At 69.1% G+C, this 17,674-nt stretch carries 16 protein-coding genes; 7 read left to right on the top strand and 9 right to left on the bottom strand.

From position 1 onward, the window contains the following. Nucleotides 1-62 precede the first annotated feature (62 nt). Entirely contained in the window at nt 63-551 is a 489-nt protein-coding gene (locus BLS40_RS01865; RefSeq protein WP_092148010.1) for an ArsR/SmtB family transcription factor, read from the top strand. Next, the gene (locus BLS40_RS01860) at nt 551-1,564 is read left to right on the top strand and encodes a serine hydrolase domain-containing protein (RefSeq protein ID WP_092148007.1); all 1,014 of its coding nucleotides are present in this window, start codon (nt 551-553) and stop codon (nt 1,562-1,564) included. Before BLS40_RS01865 ends, BLS40_RS01860 begins: the two co-directional genes overlap by 1 nt. Before the next feature lie 237 nt (nt 1,565-1,801). On the opposite strand, the gene ligA is transcribed toward BLS40_RS01860, so the two are convergent. After that, entirely contained in the window at nt 1,802-3,847 is a 2,046-nt protein-coding gene (gene ligA / locus BLS40_RS01855) for an NAD-dependent DNA ligase LigA (RefSeq protein WP_407922411.1), read from the bottom strand. On the opposite strand from ligA, the gene BLS40_RS01850 reads away from it, so the two are divergent. Beyond that, a complete protein-coding gene (locus BLS40_RS01850) occupies nt 3,846-4,517 on the top strand; it encodes a 3'-5' exonuclease (protein WP_092148004.1) in 672 nt (223 codons plus the stop codon). The genes ligA and BLS40_RS01850 overlap by 2 nt on opposite strands. On the opposite strand, the gene BLS40_RS01845 is transcribed toward BLS40_RS01850, so the two are convergent. Then, nucleotides 4,514-5,359, bottom strand: coding sequence for a uroporphyrinogen decarboxylase/cobalamine-independent methonine synthase family protein (locus tag BLS40_RS01845; RefSeq protein ID WP_092148001.1), 846 nt, complete (start codon nt 5,357-5,359; stop codon nt 4,514-4,516). The two genes, BLS40_RS01850 and BLS40_RS01845, sit on opposite strands and share 4 nt — an antisense overlap. A gap of 124 nt (nt 5,360-5,483) precedes the next feature. Then, nucleotides 5,484-6,563 (bottom strand): tRNA 2-thiouridine(34) synthase MnmA, encoded by a 1,080-nt coding sequence (gene mnmA, locus BLS40_RS01840; protein WP_092147998.1) that lies wholly within the window; start codon nt 6,561-6,563, stop codon nt 5,484-5,486. A gap of 26 nt (nt 6,564-6,589) precedes the next feature. Here mnmA and BLS40_RS01835 point away from each other — a divergent pair, with 26 nt between their 5' ends. Further along, a complete protein-coding gene (locus BLS40_RS01835) occupies nt 6,590-7,405 on the top strand; it encodes a spermidine synthase (protein WP_092147995.1) in 816 nt (271 codons plus the stop codon). Here BLS40_RS01835 and BLS40_RS01830 read toward each other — a convergent pair. From BLS40_RS01830 to BLS40_RS01820, 3 genes are all read right to left on the bottom strand, one after another. Beyond that, the gene (locus BLS40_RS01830) at nt 7,317-7,691 is read right to left on the bottom strand and encodes a phosphatidylglycerol lysyltransferase domain-containing protein (protein ID WP_407922410.1); all 375 of its coding nucleotides are present in this window, start codon (nt 7,689-7,691) and stop codon (nt 7,317-7,319) included. The genes BLS40_RS01835 and BLS40_RS01830 overlap by 89 nt on opposite strands. Nucleotides 7,692-7,710: 19 nt before the next feature. Further along, nucleotides 7,711-8,778: a glycoside hydrolase family 25 protein gene (locus BLS40_RS01825; protein WP_092147992.1), complete on the bottom strand. Its 1,068-nt coding sequence runs from the start codon at nt 8,776-8,778 to the stop codon at nt 7,711-7,713. Nucleotides 8,779-8,843: 65 nt separating this feature from the next. After that, nucleotides 8,844-9,965: a cysteine desulfurase family protein gene (locus tag BLS40_RS01820; protein WP_092147989.1), complete on the bottom strand. Its 1,122-nt coding sequence runs from the start codon at nt 9,963-9,965 to the stop codon at nt 8,844-8,846. A 99-nt stretch (nt 9,966-10,064) separates the two neighbouring features. On the opposite strand from BLS40_RS01820, the gene BLS40_RS01815 reads away from it, so the two are divergent. Together BLS40_RS01815 and BLS40_RS01810 are read left to right on the top strand one after the other, a co-directional pair. Next, nucleotides 10,065-11,105 carry a nucleoside hydrolase gene (locus BLS40_RS01815; RefSeq protein WP_092147987.1) on the top strand — a complete coding sequence of 347 codons (1,041 nt, stop codon included), beginning with the start codon at nt 10,065-10,067 and terminating at the stop codon, nt 11,103-11,105. A 174-nt stretch (nt 11,106-11,279) separates the two neighbouring features. After that, nucleotides 11,280-12,614, top strand: a complete 1,335-nt coding sequence (locus BLS40_RS01810) for an MFS transporter (RefSeq protein WP_231908488.1) — start codon at nt 11,280-11,282, stop codon at nt 12,612-12,614. Between the two features lie 5 nt (nt 12,615-12,619). Here the strand turns inward: BLS40_RS01810 and BLS40_RS01805 are convergent, their stop codons facing one another. The 3 genes from BLS40_RS01805 to BLS40_RS01795 are packed head-to-tail and all read right to left on the bottom strand — an operon-like array spanning nt 12,620 to nt 15,479. Further along, nucleotides 12,620-13,780, bottom strand: coding sequence for a THUMP-like domain-containing protein (locus BLS40_RS01805; protein ID WP_092147984.1), 1,161 nt, complete (start codon nt 13,778-13,780; stop codon nt 12,620-12,622). Next, nucleotides 13,770-14,597 (bottom strand): NUDIX hydrolase, encoded by an 828-nt coding sequence (locus BLS40_RS01800; protein WP_092147981.1) that lies wholly within the window; start codon nt 14,595-14,597, stop codon nt 13,770-13,772. Before BLS40_RS01800 ends, BLS40_RS01805 begins: the two co-directional genes overlap by 11 nt. An 18-nt stretch (nt 14,598-14,615) precedes the next feature. Then, nucleotides 14,616-15,479: an ABC transporter ATP-binding protein gene (locus BLS40_RS01795; RefSeq protein ID WP_092147978.1), complete on the bottom strand. Its 864-nt coding sequence runs from the start codon at nt 15,477-15,479 to the stop codon at nt 14,616-14,618. Nucleotides 15,480-15,617: 138 nt separating this feature from the next. Between BLS40_RS01795 and BLS40_RS01790 the strand changes: the two genes are divergently transcribed. Continuing rightward, nucleotides 15,618-17,642, top strand: coding sequence for a maltotransferase domain-containing protein (locus tag BLS40_RS01790; RefSeq protein WP_092147975.1), 2,025 nt, complete (start codon nt 15,618-15,620; stop codon nt 17,640-17,642). Nucleotides 17,643-17,674 lie beyond the last annotated feature (32 nt).

Genomic DNA, 17,674 nt, shown 5'->3' with positions numbered 1-17,674 from the left:
CGCTATCGGGCCGCAGAGTTAGTTGGGAGCCTTCGCTTCTATATTTCTGTTATTCTAGAATCATGAACATAGACATTGACCGCGTCGCCGCCCTCGAGCGGCGCGTCGCGCAGCTCGAAGCCCATTTCACGCCTCCCCAGCAACAGCCCCCCGCCTTCGCCCTCATCGAGGCGATCAAAGACAACGACGACCTCATCGACGGCGCCGTCACGTTCGGCGGGGCCGTCGACACCGGCATCGGCCACTACGAATACGAGTGGTCCCGTCCCACCCACTGGGTTACAGACAGCCCCTGGGAGGACGAGATCTCGCGCCTGTCCGCACTCGCCCACCCGCAGCGCGGAGAGATCCTGCGCCGCCTTTTGGGAGCTCCCGCCACTGTTGCCGAGCTCGTGTCGGAAGGCATCGTCTCCTCCACGGGTACGGCTTACCACCACCTGGGCGCGCTACACGCCGCGGGTTGGGTGACCAAGCGCGACGGCGGGTACGCCATTCCCCCCGCCCGCGTCATTCCACTGATGGTGATCATCACAGCGTGCGAGGCCCACTGATGAAACCGACTGCTCTGGCCGCCAGCGGCCTCGCCGTAATCGCCACACTGACCGTGATGCTGCTTCTCGGGCCCCGCCCGATCACGGTGGGCACGCACGCCACGGGCGATGCGTCCGTCTCCAGCGCGCTTCGCAACAACGCCGAACCCGGGCACAACGACCTCGCCGCCTTCTTCCTCGACAACGGCAACGTCCGCTTTGGCGGCCTCGACGCCGACGAGCACACGGAATTCGAAATCGGCTCCATCACCAAAACCTTCAACGCCGAGCTACTGCGCCAGCAGATTACAAGCGGCGACATCACGCTTGCAACAACAGTCGGCGAGCTTATCGACGTCCCCGGCGCCCCGATCGCCGACGTCACCATGGAAGAGCTCGCCAACCACACCGCCGGGTTGAGCTCTGTGCCCGCCGAACTTTTGAGCAACCGCATACCTGCGGTTTTATTCCACGGCAACCCCTACCGCGAGGCGACAGCCGATGAGATTATCTCCCACGCGGGCGACGCAGAGCTGAAGAATCGCGGCCAGCGCAACTACTCCAACTACGGCCACGCCCTTCTCGGGCAGCTTCTGGCCCGCAACGCGAACGTCAGTTACGAGGAATTGCTGCGCACCTCAATCCTCGAGCCCGCAGGCATGGATGAGACGTACCTCGCGACGTCCGGCTCCGGAGAGTACAGCTCCCGAGGACTCGGCTTGCAGGGTCGCACCGTTGAGCCCTGGGACATGGACGGCTGGGCCCCGACGGGCGCCATCCGCTCCACCCCGGCGGACATGGCGAAGTATGCGCGGTGGGTCGCCGACCACGGCCGCCCCGAGTACGGGTGGGGCAACAGGGAGATAGGTGGGACCGAGTACACCTTCCACAACGGCGGGACCGGTGGATTCAGGACCATGCTCCTGTGGTCCCCGGACGGCGAGGATGCCGTGTTCGTCGCTAACTCCAGCAGCATGTGGGTCGACGGGCTCGCCGTGGACCTGCTCAAAGAACTCGAAGGGACAGATAAGTGATGATCAGCTACATTCTTGTCGCCACGTGCGTAGGTGCGTTGGCCTACGAGTCCTTCCGGGCGTGGCGCCGGCCAACGTGGTCGCTGAGCCACCTGGTCAGCCCGGTTTTTACCGTGGCCGTCGTCCTGCTGCTGTCGCGCGCTATCATGTGGTACGAGGCTGTACCGTTTTGGGTGTGGCCGGCGCTCGCGTTCCTCGCCGCCGCAACCGTCGGGTTAGCGGTGTACAAATACGCCGCTACTGCGCCGACCCGGTCTGAAGCAGCTGCTCGAACTGCTCCTCGTTGAGGATGGGAACGCCAAGCTCGCGCGCCTTGTCCTCCTTCGATCCCGCGTTTTCTCCCACCACGACGTAACTGGTCTTCTTCGACACCGAGCCGGCCGCCTTCCCGCCGCGTGACAGGATCGCCTCCTTCGCCTCGTCGCGGGAGAAGTTCTCCAGGGTTCCCGTCACCACGACGGTAAGTCCCTCGAGGGTCTGCGGGGCGGCATCGGAGGTGTCGTCGACCATGCGCACCCCGGCCTTAGCCCACTTGTCCACGATGTCGCGGTGCCAGTCCACCGTAAACCAGTCCTTGAAGGACTGCGCGATAACCAACCCCACGCCGTCGGTATCGGCGAGGTCGGCTACAGGGGCGTCGATAAGCGCCTGCATTGAGGCGTAGCGCGCTGCGAGCGCGCGGGCGGCGGTGGGCCCAACGTGGCGGATCGAGAGCGCAACCAGCACACGCCACAGTTCGCGCTCGCGCGCGGTGTCCAGGTTGGCCAGTAGCTTCTTGCCCGCGGCGTTGACGTTTCCCGCCTTGGTGGTGTAGGCGCTGGACTTTTTGAGGTCTTCCTCGGTTAGGTCGAACAGGTCACCCTCGTCGACGAGCACGCCCGAGTCGATGAGGTCAATCGCACCCTTCTCCCCGAGCGCCTCGATGTCGAACGCGCCGCGGGATGCCAGGTACTTCAAACGCTGCGACAGTTGCGCCGGGCACGAGCGCGTGTTCGGGCAGCGCCAGTCCGCGTCGCCCTCCTTGGCCGGCGCAAGCTCCGTGCCGCACGCCGGGCAGTCCTTCGGGTAGATGAACTCGCGCTCGCTGCCGTCGCGCAGATCCGCGACGGGGCCCAGCACCTCGGGGATGATCTCGCCGGCCTTGCGGATCACCACCGTATCCCCGATGAGCACGCCCTTGCGCTTGACCTCATGCTGGTTGTGCAGCGTGGCCAGCGACACCGTCGAGCCCGAGACGAACACGGGCTCGAGCACCGCGAACGGGGTCGCGCGCCCCGTGCGGCCGACGGAGACCTCGATATCCAGCAGCTTCGTGGTCACCTCCTCGGGCGGGTACTTGTACGCGATCGCCCAGCGCGGCGCGCGGGAGGTCGAACCCAGCGCGCGCTGGCCCGCGACACTGTCGACCTTGACCACCACCCCGTCCATCTCGTGGATCGCGTCGTGGCGGTGGTCGGCCCAATACTCCACGGCTTCGTGGACCTGCTGCGCCGTCTCCGCCCGGCGCGTGTACTCGGATACGGGAAGCCCCCACTCGGCGAGCTTCTCGTAGGCCTCGTGCTGGGTCTCGGGCGCGAACCCCTCGCGGGCGCCGATGCCGTGGCAAATCATGCGCAGCCGGCGCTTCTTCACGTCCTCGGGGTTCTTCTGCCGCAGTCCCCCGGCGGCGGTGTTTCGCGGGTTGGCGAACGGCTTGCCGCCCTCGGCGATGCGCTGCTCGTTGAGCTCCGGGAAGTCCTCGGGGCGGATGAACACCTCGCCGCGGACCTCCACGAGCGCCGGGAAGTCCCCCGTCAGCGTGTGCGGGATGTCGGGGATGACGCGGGCGTTGGCGGTGATGTCCTCCCCGACGCGTCCGTCGCCACGCGTGGCGGCGCGGGTGAGCTCGCCGTTTTCGTAGATCAGGTCGATGGACAGGCCGTCGATCTTCAGCTCGGTGAGGTACGGGCCCGGCGTCTTCGCCAGCCAATCGGCGAGTTCCTCGGCCGAGAACACGTTGTCCAGGCTCATCATCCGCTTGGGGTGCTCGACGTCGTCGAACGCGCTCGAGACCGGCGCGCCGACCTCCTTCGTCGGCGACTCCGGCACGGCGAGCTCCGGGTGCGCCTCCTCGAATGCCACGAGACGCTGGTACAGCTCGTCGAACTCCTTGTCCGAGATCACCGGCTGGCCGTTGTAGTACAGGTCGCGGTGGTGGCGCACCTCCTCGGCGAGGTCGTCCCATTGGCGGTGCAGGTCTGCGGAAATGTCGCTCACACCAAGCCAGTCTAGAGTTAAGGCCATGCCTTCGTTCGACGCCTCCCGCATGCTCTCCTTCGACCTGGAGACCACCTCGGCCAACCCTGCCGAGGCGCGCATCGTAACCTCGGCGCTCGTGCGTATCGACGGCTCCTCGCTCACGTCCACCGAGGAACTCGCCGATCCCGGAGTGGACATCCCGGCGAAGGCCGCCGCGGTGCACGGCATCACCACGCAGAAGGCGCGCGCCGAGGGCCGCCCCCACGACGAGGTTCTCGCCGAGACCGTCGCGGCGATCCGGCGCGGCTGGTCCGACGGCCTGACGCTCATCGTGTTCAACGCCCCCTACGACCTGACCGTGCTGCGCACCCTCACCGGCGACTTCACCGTCGACGGCCCCGTGTACGACCCGCTGGTCGTCGACCGCGCCAAGGACCGCTACCGCAAGGGCAAGCGCAACCTGGGCGTGCTCAGCGAGTTCTACGGCGTGCGCCTGGACAACGCCCACGAGGCGACGGCCGATGCCACCGCCGCGGCACGCATCGCCTGGAAGCAGGTGCGCATGTGGCCGGAGCTCGCCCAGATGTCCTACGACGAGCTCATGGAGTACCAGGCGGTGCAGTACTACGAGTGCCAGATGGACCTCAAGGCTTACTTTGAGTCGGAAGGCCGCGACGTCTCCGACTTCTCGCTGAGCTGGCCGATGGCCGGTTAGCCCAGCCCCTCCCACATCTCGCGCGCACCGCGGTAGTTCGCGGCCGCCTCCGTCAAGGTCGCGGCCGGCCGCGCCCACACATCCAGCCCCACTCCGGCCGGGTCGAGCTGGAGCTCGTCGAGGAAGCGCCACACCCGCTTCGGCTCCTCCGGGGCGATGGCCAACCGGGTGCCGCTCTCCACGAGCTGGGCCAGGCGGTCCTTGTCGGGCACGGAGCGGACTCGGTCCAGGTCGACGGTGAGCCACTGGCTGTCCACGAGGGCGGTGGTGTTGAGCAGGTGGGCGTCGAAAAGCGACAGCCGCTCCTCGGGCTCGGGCACCGCCGGGATCGTCTCGTAGTCGGTCGCGCCCGCGATCGCGCCCGCCATCAGGTCCGCGAGCGCAGGCTCGTCGAGCTGGAGGATGGTGCGCGCGTCAAAGCGCTTCTCGACGTCCGCCCGGTGCGCCCGCACCGCCTCCAGGAGCGCCTCGGTGACGTCGCGCAGCGCCCCGGGGTCGGTGATCATGCGGTGTCCGTTGGCCATCTCGATCTGCGCGGCCAGGGTCCACGGGCCCACGAGCTGGACCTTGACGTCGGGGACGCTGCCCCACAGCCCTTCAAGGTGGTCAAGGTCGCGCGCCATCTGGTCGCGCGCGGTGCGGTGCTGGGTGGCCACGCGCCAGCCGCGCGGGCCGCGGTCGACGGGGATGTCGAGCAGCGCCGCGGTGCGCCCGACGAGGTCGGAGCCCAGGCCGCGCTCGGGGAGCTGCGGGATGTGCGGGGTGGGGCTCTCCCCCAGGACGATCTCCGCGGCCTTAGCCAAGTCGGTGCCGGGTAGGGTACCGAGGCCGAATGCGGTCATTGCTTCCTCCTTGAGCTGGCGTGGCTCGCCTTCGCCCTAAACTCAGACGCCCCAACATGCCCCAAGTTTAGGCGCAATAGCAGCAAGTTGAGCCGTCCGAGTTTAGGGGGAAGGAGCGGGCGCCCTACGCGGTGGCGCAGATCGTGCCGGAACCCAGAACGACGTCGCCCAGCCCGTCCGGATCGGGCATATACAGCACGGCGGCCTGGCCGCGCGCCACGCCCTCGAGCGGCTCGTGCAGGGTGAGCGTCATCTCGTCGCCGGTTACGGAGGCGTGGCAGGCGACCACGCCCCCGTGCGCGCGGATCTGCACGTTCGCCTCGAACTCCCCGGTCATCGCCGGGTGGAGCACCTTGAGGCGGTCGGCGCGGATCTCGCGCACCTCGAGCGCGGTGCGCGGGCCCACGGTGACCACGCCGGTGGCGGAGTCGATGTCGGTGACGTAGCGCGGCTGCCCGTCGGCCGCGGGCACGCGGAGGTTCAGGCCGCGGCGCTGGCCGATGGTGTATTGGAACGCCCCGTCGTGCTGTTTGAGCTCCGTGCCGTCCGCGTCGACGATCATGCCGGGGCGCATGCCGATGGTCCGGCCGAGGAAGGCCTGGGTGTTGCCGTCGGGGATGAAGCAGATGTCATAGGAGTCCGGTTTCGCGGCCGTCGAGAAGCCGTGGCGCTTGGCCTCCTCGCGGATCTGCGGCTTTTCCGTGTCGCCCACGGGGAAGATGCAGTGGTCGAGCTCGGCGCGGGTGAGCACGCCGAGCACGTAGGACTGATCCTTTAGCGGGTCGGCGCTGCGGCGCAGGTTGCCGTCGCTGTCGAGGATGGCGTAGTGGCCGGTGGCCACGGCGTCGAAGCCGAGCGCCAGGGCGCGGTCGAGCAGCGCCGCGAACTTGATCTTCTCGTTGCAGCGCAGGCACGGGTTCGGGGTCTCGCCGTGCTCGTAGGACCAGACGAAATTGTCAATCACGTCCTCTTTGAACCGGTCCGAGAAGTCCCACACGTAGAAGGGGATACCCAGCTTGTCGCACACCCGGCGCGCGTCGGCGGAGTCCTCCAGCGAGCAGCAGCCGCGCGCGGACTCCCGGGTGGCCTGGGGGTCGCGGGAGAGCGCGAGGTGGACTCCGACAACGTCGTGGCCGGCGTCGACAAGCCTGGCAGCCGCCACTGAACTGTCGACGCCGCCGCTCATCGCTGCCAAGACCCGCATGGCCGGTGAGTGTACTCTCGCTGGACATGACCCCACAAAGCGAGCTCTACGAGATTGACACCGGAGTCGCCGAAGTCATCCGCGAGCGCGACGGGTCGCTCACCCTGCTCGTCAACGGGGTGCCCAGCTCCTCGATCGTGCCGGGCGAGCCCGAGCGCCTCGACTTCGAGTACATGCGCTGGATCGCCGACCTCCTCGACGACCACGCCCGCTGGGAGAAGCCGCGCCTGACCCACCTGGGCGGCGGCGCGTGCTCCCTCGCCCGGTACTTCGCCTCCCGGTGGGAGGGCTCGCGCAACACCGTCGTCGAAATTGACAGCGAGTTGGCCGTCCTCGCCCGCGAGCTTTTCGACGTCCCCCGGGCCCCCGCCGTGAAGATCCGCGTGGGCGACGCCCGCGAGGTCACCGACGGGTTCAAACCCGCCACGCGCGACGTGATCATCCGCGACGTGTTCTCCTCCGCCACCACCCCGCGCAACCTGACCACGGTCGAGTTCTTCCGGGCGGCGCGCGAGAGCCTGAGCGAGACCGGCGTCTACGTGGCGAACTGCGGCGCACACGCCGACCTGAAGGAGGCGAAGGAGGAGCTGGCCGGCATGGGCGAGGTGTGGCCGCACCTGGCCGCGATCGCGGATCCGCCGATGCTCAAGGGCCGCCGCTACGGCAACATCGTCCTGGTCGGTGCCAACCAGCCGATAGAGGCGTCCCCGCAGCTCACGCGCGCCCTGCTGCAGGGAGCTGTCCCCGCCCAGTTCAAGGACGATCGGTGGGCGCGAGCGCTGGCGACGGTGCCCCGCCACGATCCCCCGACTGACTCCCCGACTGCACCAGAAACTCCCTGACCACGTAGGCCAGGTACCAGCCGGAGTGGGTGGGGTGGAACTTGTACTTCGAGGCGGCCAGGGAGCGGAAGCCGTACAGGGGCTCGATGCGCGCTCCAGCCCTATCCAGGAGCACCTCGAGCAGCGAGTCCGGCTCGTCCGAGTGCGCCAGCGGAGCTCTGGAGAGCGAGACCCATTTCAGCTCCTGATCTGCGGCCACCGCGGCGGCCTCCGCGAGCAGGAACTCCACGGTGGGCCGGAACCCGGCGGTGTCGCGGCGCATGAAGTCGAGGGTGTAGCAGACCAACTGTAGGGCTTTCTGAACCCTAATGCTGCGCGTTGTTGATCAGGATGAGCAGGTCTCCGACGGAGTATTCACCGAGCATCATGGTGCGCAGGTCGTCGACAGGCAGGCGGCCGTCGGCGGCGAGCTTCTGCACCGCGGCGGCGATGTTGCTCGCGTCGTCCGGGCTGAAGCCGAACTGGGCGGCGGCGTCGGTTATCTGCTGCGAGCCGAGGATTCCGGTGGCCAGGCCGAGGATGGCGACGACGAGGGCGGTGTTGTCCTGCTCGAGCACGTTAAGCTCGCCCGATTCCGGCACCTGGAAGGATTCCAGCACCCCGCCGCCGGCTGAGTAGTTGCCGACGGAGAACGCGCCGAGGTCGGCCGCGGAGCCGTTGAACACGTTCATGTCCACCGGGGTGTGCATGCCGGGCAGGCGGCCGGAATCGGAGCGCTGCCAGAACGAGATCTTGTCCCAGCCGCCGACCGGGTGCGGCGCCTGGTTCTGGTAGGCGGCGAGCCACAGCGGGTAGCCGGTGAACGCGGAGGTGTTGTCCATGCGCTCGTACCAGAAGTAGCGGTAGGTGTAGATCATCGGCTTGACGCCGGTGGCGCGCTCGACCTCGCTCAAGAACGTGCCGGTCCATGCGGCGAGCGCCACCGGGGACAATCCCTCATCCACCTCGAGGTCGAGCACGGGGGGAAGGGACAGCGCGGGGCCGGCGTTGATCGTCGCGGCGAAGTGCTGCGCCTGGGTCACGGGGCTCTCCGCGGGCCGCGCGTAGTGGTAGGCGCCGACTTTGAGGCCGGCGTCCGCGGCGGCGTGGGCGTCCTCATAGTAAAACTCGTTCTTCCAGCCCTCGCCCTCCGTGGCCTTGACAAAGGCGAAGTGCTGGCCGCCCGGGCCGGCGACGGTGCGCCAGTCGATCGGCCGCCCTCCCGGGCGCTGGTGGCCCGCGACATCCACTCCTTGGACGATGCCGGGGATGTTCTGCGCGCCGGCGTCGGTGCGCGAGGTCGGGCTGAACGGGACGACGACGGCGAGGGCGGTGGTCAAAACGGCCGCGACGAGTGCGGCGAAAACGGTGTGAAGCCTCCGGTGTGCATGCATGCAGCGCACGCTACCGGATACGTCGCACCGAATTCACACGCGACACACACATCACAACTGCAACTTCAGAGTGAACCGGCCACTCGTGCCCGCTCCACAACATCCGCGATCTCGCGCACCACCAGGTCGATGTCCTCGCGGGTCGTGGTCCGCCCAAGCGTAAGCCGCAGCGCCCCGGACAGCTCCCGCTCGGGCACGCCCATCGCCTCGAGCACGTGGCTCGCCCGGTTGACCCCCGCCGCGCACGCCGAGCCTGTCGACGCCTCGATGCCGCGCGTATCCAGCAGCATGATCAGCGCATCCCCGTTGGCGCCGGGGAACCTGAAGTGCGCGTGTGACGGCAGCGCCGGCTCGGCGGTGGTCACGACCGTGTCCGGAACCGTGGACACGACGGCTCGCACGAGCTCGTCGCGCAGCGCGGCCACGCGGGAGGCGGCGTCCTCCATCTCGGCCACCGCCTCCCGGAGAGCGGCCGCCGTCGCCGCCGCGGCCGCCACGTCCACAGTGCCGGGGCGCAGCCCGCGCTCCTGCCCGCCGCCGGTGAGCACGGGCGCGGGCGCCGGCGACCGCTTGGCCAGCAGGATGCCGACGCCGCGGGGGCCGCCGAACTTATGGGCGCTGGCGGCGAGCGTCGTCACGCCCAGTGCCCTGAAATCCACCGGCAGCTTCCCCACCACCTGCACCGCGTCCACGTGCAGCGGGGTGCCGGATTCCTGCGCCCGAGCCGCGGCCTGCTCGATCGGCTGGATCGCCCCCGTCTCGTTGTTTGCCCACATGAGCGCGGCCACCGCGGCGGGGGTGTCCAGCGCGGAGAGGTCGGTGACGAAACCCTGCGGGGAGACCGGGAGGTAGTCGACCTGCGCCCCGTCGACGGCAAGCGCCTTGACCGTCTCCAGCACCGCGGGGTGCTCGATCGGGCTGGAGACCACCCGGTCGAGCGGGGAGGACCGGTACAGCCCGCGCACCGCGAGGTTGTTCGCCTCCGTACCCGAGCCCGTGAACACCACTTCCACGGGATCCGCGCCCAGAAGCTCGGCGACGTCCTCGCGGGCCTGGGCGAGAACGGCGCTCGCGCGACGGCCGGACGCGTACTGGCCGCCCGGGTTGAGCTCCCCGGCGTACCGGGCCCAGGTGTCAATCGCGCTGCGGCGCATCGGCGAGGTGGCGGCGTGGTCCAAATAAGCCATGGGTCTCAGCCTAGACCGCTGCGCCTAGACTCCTAGGTACACACCGAACGCTAGGGAGACACAGTGCCAACAGTGCCTACAGTGCCTACAGTGCCTACAATGCCAGCAGAGACACCGCGCAAGATCATCCTCGACTGCGACCCCGGCCACGACGACGCCATCGCCATGCTCCTCGCATGGGGCACGCCGTCGATCGAGCTGATCGGGGTCACCACCGTCGCCGGGAACCAGACCGTGGACAAGGTCACCACCAACGCCCTCGCGCTCGCCCGGGTCGGGGCGATCGAGAGGGTCCCGTTCGCCCGCGGCGCCGACCGTCCGCTCGTGGGGCCGCAGCTCATCCCCGACGAGATCCACGGCGACTCCGGCCTCGACGGCCCGCAGCTTCCCGCGCCCGGGGCCGAGCTCGACGGGCGCCACGCCATCGAGCTCATCGCCGACCTCATCCGGCAGCACCCGGCCGGCACCGTGACGCTGGTGCCCACCGGCACCTTGACCAACATCGCCCTGTTCGCCCGCACCTATCCCGAGCTCGTCGGGCGCGTCGCGGGCGTCACGCTCATGGGTGGTGGCCACAATACCGGCAACATGACCCCGGCGGCCGAGTTCAACATCCTCGGCGACCCGGAGGCCGCGCAGATCGTCTTCGGCGCCGGATGGGACGTGACCATGGTCGGCCTCGACGTCACCCACAAGGTTCTGGCCACGCCCGAGCGCATGGCCCAGCTCAGCGGCGTGGGCACGGATGTGGCCCGCTTCATCGCGGAGCTGGTGGAGTTCTTCGGCGGCTCGTACATGAAGGAACGCCGCTACCCCGGCCCGCCGATGCACGACCCGCTCGCCGTCGCGGCCGTCGCCGACCCCGCGGTGCTGCGCACCGTCGCCGCCCCCATCCAGGTGGAAACGCGGGGCGAGTTCACCCGCGGCATGACGGTCGTGGACCTGCGCCGCACCTGGGACCCGGTCGAGGGTAAGGACCCCTCCGCCCTCGGGGTGGCCGACGATTACGAGCTCGGGCGCGGACTCGATGCCGTGAGCGGCGCAGGTGTGCACCGCGTCGGCGTCGATGTCGACGTCGAGCGCTTCTGGCAGTTGCTTGTCGACGCCTTGACGTGCATCGGAAACACCAACTTCGCGTAAATCCTTATGCCCTCACCCCACCTTCACTCCCAAGGACAACCCATGACAACACAACTCCCGGCCGCCTCGGACCCGGCGCAGCCCGCCGACCCCGTGGACTCCCGGCGCGGCGGCATCACCTTGCTGATGTCGGTGCTCATCACCGCGGCGGTGGCGTTCTAGCTCAATGCCTCCATGCTGTCTCCCGTGCTGCCCACCATGGCGCGCGAGCTGGGCACCGACGAGGCCGCGGTCGGGCTGACCCAGACCGCGTTTTTCACCTGCGGCGCCATGTGCGGGCTGTTCCTGCCCCGCCTCTCCGACATCATCGGCCGCCGCAAGGTGCTCCTCGTGATGCTGGCAGTCATGTCCCTGGGCGGCGTGCTCGCGGCGCTGGCCCCGAACATCCAGGTTCTGCTGGCCGCCCGCGCCCTGCAGGGCCTCGCGGGCCCCACCATCCCGCTGACCCTGATCATCCTGCGCAGCCAGGTCAAAGACGAGGTGCGCCTCGGCACGCTCATGGGGCTCATCGCCGCCATTAACGGCGGTGTCGCCGGCCTGGACGTGCTGCTCTCGGGCTGGATGGCCGAGAACTTCGGGTTCCGCTCCGTGTTCTGGCTCATCGCGATCATCGGCTGCGTCGCCGTCGCCGCGGTTGCCCTGTGGGCTCCCGAGTCCAAGCCGTCCGACGACGTCAGGATGGACTGGGGCGGCGCGGCGCTGCTCGTCGTCTCGGTGCTCTCGCTCACCCTCGCCGTTAACGAGGCCGGCAGGGCCGGCGCAGCGAACTGGCTCGCGGTCGTGGCCCAGGCCGTCCTCGGGCTCGCGGTCTTCGCCGCGTTTTGGACCTACGAGAAGAGGCACTCCCAGCCGCTCGTCGCCCCGAAGCACCTAGCGCGCCGCCAGACATGGGGCCTTTTGCTGACCACGGTGCTCACCATGACGGGCGTATTCGCGGCCGTCAACGGCGTGGCCGTCTCCCTCGCACAGAACCCCACGGCCGGTTTCGGCCTGAACGCGGACTTCGCCGCGCTGATTCTCCTGACCCCCTACGCGCTGGTGGGCTGGCTCGTCGGCCCGTTCGCGGGCCGCTACGCCCCGCGTGTCGGCTACGCGCGCCTGATCCGCACGGCCAACATCGCCACCGCGCTCCTGCTGCTGGTGCTCGCCTTCGCCGGCGTCCGCAGCCTGTGGGTGCTCGTCGCAGCCGTCATCCTGATCGGCGTGACCTACGCCGGCGTGGGCAACATCGTGCTCAACAACCTGGGCGTGGTCAACTCCCCCAAAGACAACGAGGGTTTCCTTCCCGGCATGAACTCCGCGGCGTTCAACCTCGGCGCCGGCATCTCGTTCGCCATCCTGCCCGTGATCATGGTCTCGGGCTCCCCGCAGGGCTCGGACTCCACCGCCGGATACACCACGGCGTTCATCACTGGCGCGGTCATCCTCGCGGTGTCCGCGCTGGCGTCGCTGCTCATCCCGAAGCAGACCACCGCGGAACTCAACCACGCCCTCATCGCCGCGGAGTAAAGCCTCTATTGAGGGGCCTGCGCCCACTCGCGCGCCCCGCACACGTGGGCCACCGCGCTATCGCCGATCCGCGCGATGACGGCCGCCATGGGCCGCGCCCCCTTGAGCTTGAGCTTGGCGCGCAGCTGGTCGGGGTCCACGTCCACCCCGCGGACGAGAATCTCCACCGCGCCGGCCCCGTGCGCGGCCAGCGCCGCCTTGAGCTTGCGCAGCGGGACCGCCTCGATGAAAGGGAACCCGCTGTAGCCGGCAGGAATGGACGGACCCGTCACGTACGCGATGTGGGCATCCAGCATGGACAACCCGTGGCGCGCGGCCCAGCTGCGCACGAGCCCGGCGCGGACGACGGCCCCGTCAGGATCGATGATGTAGCGCTGGGCGCCACCCACCGGCACGTCGGCCTCGTCCACCGGGCCGGTTGACACGACCCTCTCCTCGAACCCGTCCGCGCGCAGCACCGCCGCCTCGCGCGCCAGGCCTCCGGCCAACCCCGGGGTGTAGAGGCACGACTCCTTGACGGCGCCGTCGACCGAGACCACGCTGACCAGGCCGTCCCACCCGGAGTAATCGATGCCCGGCGCGCACTTGACCGCCAGCTCTGCGCCCGCGTGGGCTTCGATGAGGTCAGGCAGCGGGGGCATGAGCTTGGCCGGGTCGGAGATTCTGCGCCCGCCGGCCCGGCGGGCGGGATCCGCCACGATCACCGCGCCGTGGCTCACAGGGGTGAGCGCGTCCGCCTGCACCAGCCACGACTGCGCGCCCAGGTTGTGCCGGGCCATGAGCAGGCGGGAGGCGTCGAGGTCGGACCCCATCCACTGCACGCCCTCGTACACGGGGGCCTCCGTACCCACGGAGCACGTGACATCGTGCACCAGCTCGGCCCCGTGCTCCGCGATGCGGCGCGCCCGCAGCCGCGCGACGGGAAGAGGCGTGGCCTGCTGCGCGGCGTCGGCGTCCGCGAGCCAGCGCGGGTCGAACTTGCCGGCCCCGGCGCGCCGCGCGGCGGCGAGCTCCATCACGGCGCGGGCGTGGTCGCCGAAACGCTCCGCGACCACCCGGCGGTCGGCGAACAGCGACTTCTTCGTCAGCGCCAGCTGGGCGGTCGCCTCCGCGATGTCCTCCGCGTGGCTGGCGAGGTAGCGGACATCTTCGGTGCTAAAGCTCAAATGGCCTCCCGATCCGGTCCTCGGGGGTCTTGGTGAAGAACTCCTGGTAGCGCGGGTTGTCGGCGGCGTCGTCCATCACGGGGGACATGTCCGCGCCGCCGTCGCGCCTGGTGGCCTCCCACAGGGAGGCTGACGTGGCGTACTCGGAGACGTCGAGAAGCTGGGCCCAGGTTGAGGGGGCGAAGCGGACGAGGCCGACGCGCCAGCCGTCGAGAAGCAGGCCCGGCGGGAACCAGTTGGCGTCGTCGGCCTCGCCGGTCGCCCCGTCCGGCTCCTGGCCCTCGGGCAGCTGCGCGAGCCACGTGAAGGTGTCAAAGGCCGTGCCGCGCGCGGAGCGGCCCACCCAGCGCGCGAACGGCGCGATGAGGTCGGCGGAGACGCGCAGGTTGTTCGCGTGCAGGACGTCGGTCAGCGACAGCTCGTGGGACTCCAGGCCGAGTCGCTGGCTGTGATAGGGCCGCGCGTCCTCGGGCAGCAGGCCTCGCTTGTCGACGGCCAGCAGCGTCCCGGTCTCCTCAAACAGCTCCCGGACCGCGGCAAACAGGAGAGCGTGCGCCGTGTCCGCACCGAGGCCGAGCTGCGCGGCGAGCGACTGGGCGCTGCGGCCGTGCCACAGGTCGGGGGTGCCCGCGTGAGGCGGGAAGTCGCGGCTGTCCACCCCGCCGCCGGGGAACACGGTCATGCCCGGGTAATTGGGCATGGTCATGACGCGCTCGAACACCCACACCTCGAGGCCGTGTGACCCGTCGCGCGTCAGAATCACAGTGCTGGCGAGGCGCGCTCCGTTGTGCCCTGCGGACCCGGTCACATCACTCACCTCTTTCCTACGGGCATCTTACCCGGCGCGGTGCGTCCCCCCGCGGCGCCGGCGTCGCGCGCTGTAGCGCCCCTGGTCGACGATGACCTCGATGGGCTGGTGGTAGGCGCGGCTGACGTTATCGGAGGTGAGCACGTCGTCGATGAGCCCCTGGGCGACAACGCTGCCCTCGTCGAGAAGCATGGCGTGGGTGAACCCCGGCGGGATCTCCTCCACGTGGTGGGTGATCATGACGATCGCCGGCGCGTCCGGGTCCATCGCCAAGTCTCCGAGGTAGGCCACCAGATCCTCGCGGCCGCCGAGGTCCATGCCCGCGGCCGGCTCGTCCATGATGAGCAACTCCGGGTTCGTCATAATCGCCCGGGCGATGAGCACGCGCTTGCGCTCGCCGTCAGACAGGGTGCCCCAGGTGCGCTCCGCCAGGTGCATCGCGCCGACCTCTTCGAGCACCTCCACCGCCTGCTCATAGTCCATCTCGTCGTAATCCTCGCGCCAGCGGCCGAGGATGGCGTAGCCGGCGGAGACCACGAGGTCGCCCACCTTCTCGCCCGCCGGCACCCGCTGCGCGACGGCCGAGGACGTCACGCCGATCTGCGCGCGTAGATCCCGCATGTCGGTGCGGCCGAGGCGCTCCCCCAGCACGAAGGCCACACCCGCCGACGGGAACTCCTGCGCCGAGGCCATGCGGATCAAGGTGGTCTTGCCCGCGCCGTTGGGCCCGATGACCACCCAGCGCTCGTCCAGCTCGACCTGCCAGTCCACGGGGCCTACCAGCGTCGCGCCGTCCCGGATAAATTCCACGCCACGGAAGTCGATGAGCAGGTCGGGGTCGGATACGTCGTCGGTCTCGGGGGGTAGCACGCGTTCAGTCACGCCTCCCATTGTGGCCTAAACACCCGCCGATGGGCGGCAGGCGTTCCGTGTCGCCGTAACGCCCGGCGCGTCTGGCCCGCAGTGGCTACTGTTGGTTTTGGATGAATAAGAGCGCACCCACGGGAAACGTAAGGATTTCGCGAAAAGATGACCAGACGATTTGGCATTGATGACGTTCGCCCCCAGGTATCCGGGCGCACACTACCCTCCAAGGCCGTTGTGGGCGAGGTAGTTCCCGTCTCCGCGCTGGTGTGGCGCGAGGGCCACGACGCCGTCGCGGCGACCCTGGTTCTCACCGCGCCGGACGCGAAGCAGTACTCCATCCACATGCAGCAGGAGGTGTACCGCCCCGACTACGTCCACGCCGTGTTCGTCCCGGACACCGAGGGCATGTGGCGCTTCCGCGTGGACGCGTGGGGCGACGTCATGGCGACGTGGCGCAACGCGGTGTCCAAGAAGCTGGCCGCGGGCCAGGGCGAGGCCGAGCTGGCCAACGACGTAGCCCACGGCATCGACCTGTTCGCGCGCGCCGCGGCCCAGACCCCCGCGGGCGACCGCGAGGTGCTCGAGGAGGTCGCCGCACTGCTGGCGGACACCTCCGCGCCGCTGCGCGAGCGCATCGAGGCGGGCTTGAGCGAGGAGGTGCTCGAGATCCTGGCCGAGTACCCGCTGCGCGAGCTGGTCACGCACGGTCCGGTGTGCGACGTGCTCGTCGAGCGCAGGGAGGCCCTTGTGAACTCGTGGTACGAGCTGTTCCCCCGCTCCACCGGCGGCGTCGATAGTGCTGGCCGCCCCGTCCACGGCACCTGGCAGACCACCTCCGTCGCGCTCGACCGCGTGGCCGCGATGGGCTTCGACACCGTCTACTTCCCGCCGGTCCACCCCATCGGCGAGGTCAACCGGAAGGGCCGCAACAACTCGCTGACCCCCGTAGAAGGCGACGTGGGCTCGCCGTGGGCGGTGGGTTCCGCCGCGGGCGGCCACGACGCCTTCCACCCCGAGCTCGGCGGCGAGGCGGAGTTCCTGGCGATGATGCAGCACGCCCGCGAGCTGGGCCTGGAAGTCGCCCTCGACTTCGCCCTCCAGGCGGCCCCCGACCACCCGTGGGCCACGCAGCACCCCGAGTTTTTCACGGTGCTTGCCGACGGCACCATCGCCTACGCCGAGAACCCCCCGAAGAAATACCAGGACATCTACCCGATCAACTTCGACAACGACCCGGACGTGCTCTACGCGGAGATCTACCGCGTGATCATGTACTGGGTCGAGCTCGGCGTGACCACCTTCCGCGTGGACAACCCGCACACCAAGCCCGTCAACTTCTGGCAGTGGCTCATCTCCGAGGTCCACGAGACGCACCCCGAGGTCATCTTCCTCGCCGAGGCGTTCACGCGCCCGCCGCGCATGTTCGGGCTGTCCAAGATCGGGTTCTCGCAGTCCTACACCCACTTCACGTGGAAGACCTCCAAGGCCGAGCTCGAGGACTTCACCACGATGCTTGTCGACGTCGCGGACGTCTCCCGCCCCAACCTCTTCGTCAACACCCCCGACATCCTCCACGCGTCCCTGCAGACGGGCGGCAAGGCTGCGTTCGCGATCCGCGCCACGCTCGCGGCCACGCTCAGCCCGCTGTGGGGCGTCTACTCCGGCTTCGAGCTCTACGAGCACGAGCCGGTCGCCCCCGGATCCGAGGAGTACCTGAACTCCGAGAAGTACGAGCTGCGCCCCCGCGACTTCGAGTCCGCACTCGCGCGCGGCGAGTCCCTCGAGCCCTACATCACCCTGCTCAACGAGCTGCGTCGGGACAACCCTGCGCTGCAGCAGCTGCGGCAGGTGCACTTCCACGAGGTCTACAACGACCAGATCATGGCCTACTCCAAGGTCGATGCCGTCACCGGAAACGCCGTGTTGGTGGTGGTCAACCTCGACCCGTCCGCCACCCAGGAGGCCATGGTGCACATCGATGCGGAGGCAATCGGGCTCAACCCCGGAGAGAGCTTCGACGTCCACGACTTAATTACCGGTGCGACCTACACGTGGAGCACGGACAACTTCGTGCGCCTCATCCCGGAAGCCAATGTCGCCCACGTCTTCCGCCTCCCGAACGTCGCGCCCGAGCGGCGCGAGCAGCTCGCGTTCCGCGTCATCCCGGATCACGACTACCGGCCGTAATCTGTCGTACCCGCGTCAAATGGAAATTCGGT

This window comes from Corynebacterium mycetoides (assembly GCF_900103625.1).
Lineage (GTDB): Bacteria > Actinomycetota > Actinomycetes > Mycobacteriales > Mycobacteriaceae > Corynebacterium > Corynebacterium mycetoides.
This window is presented reverse-complemented; position numbering and strand designations above follow the sequence as displayed.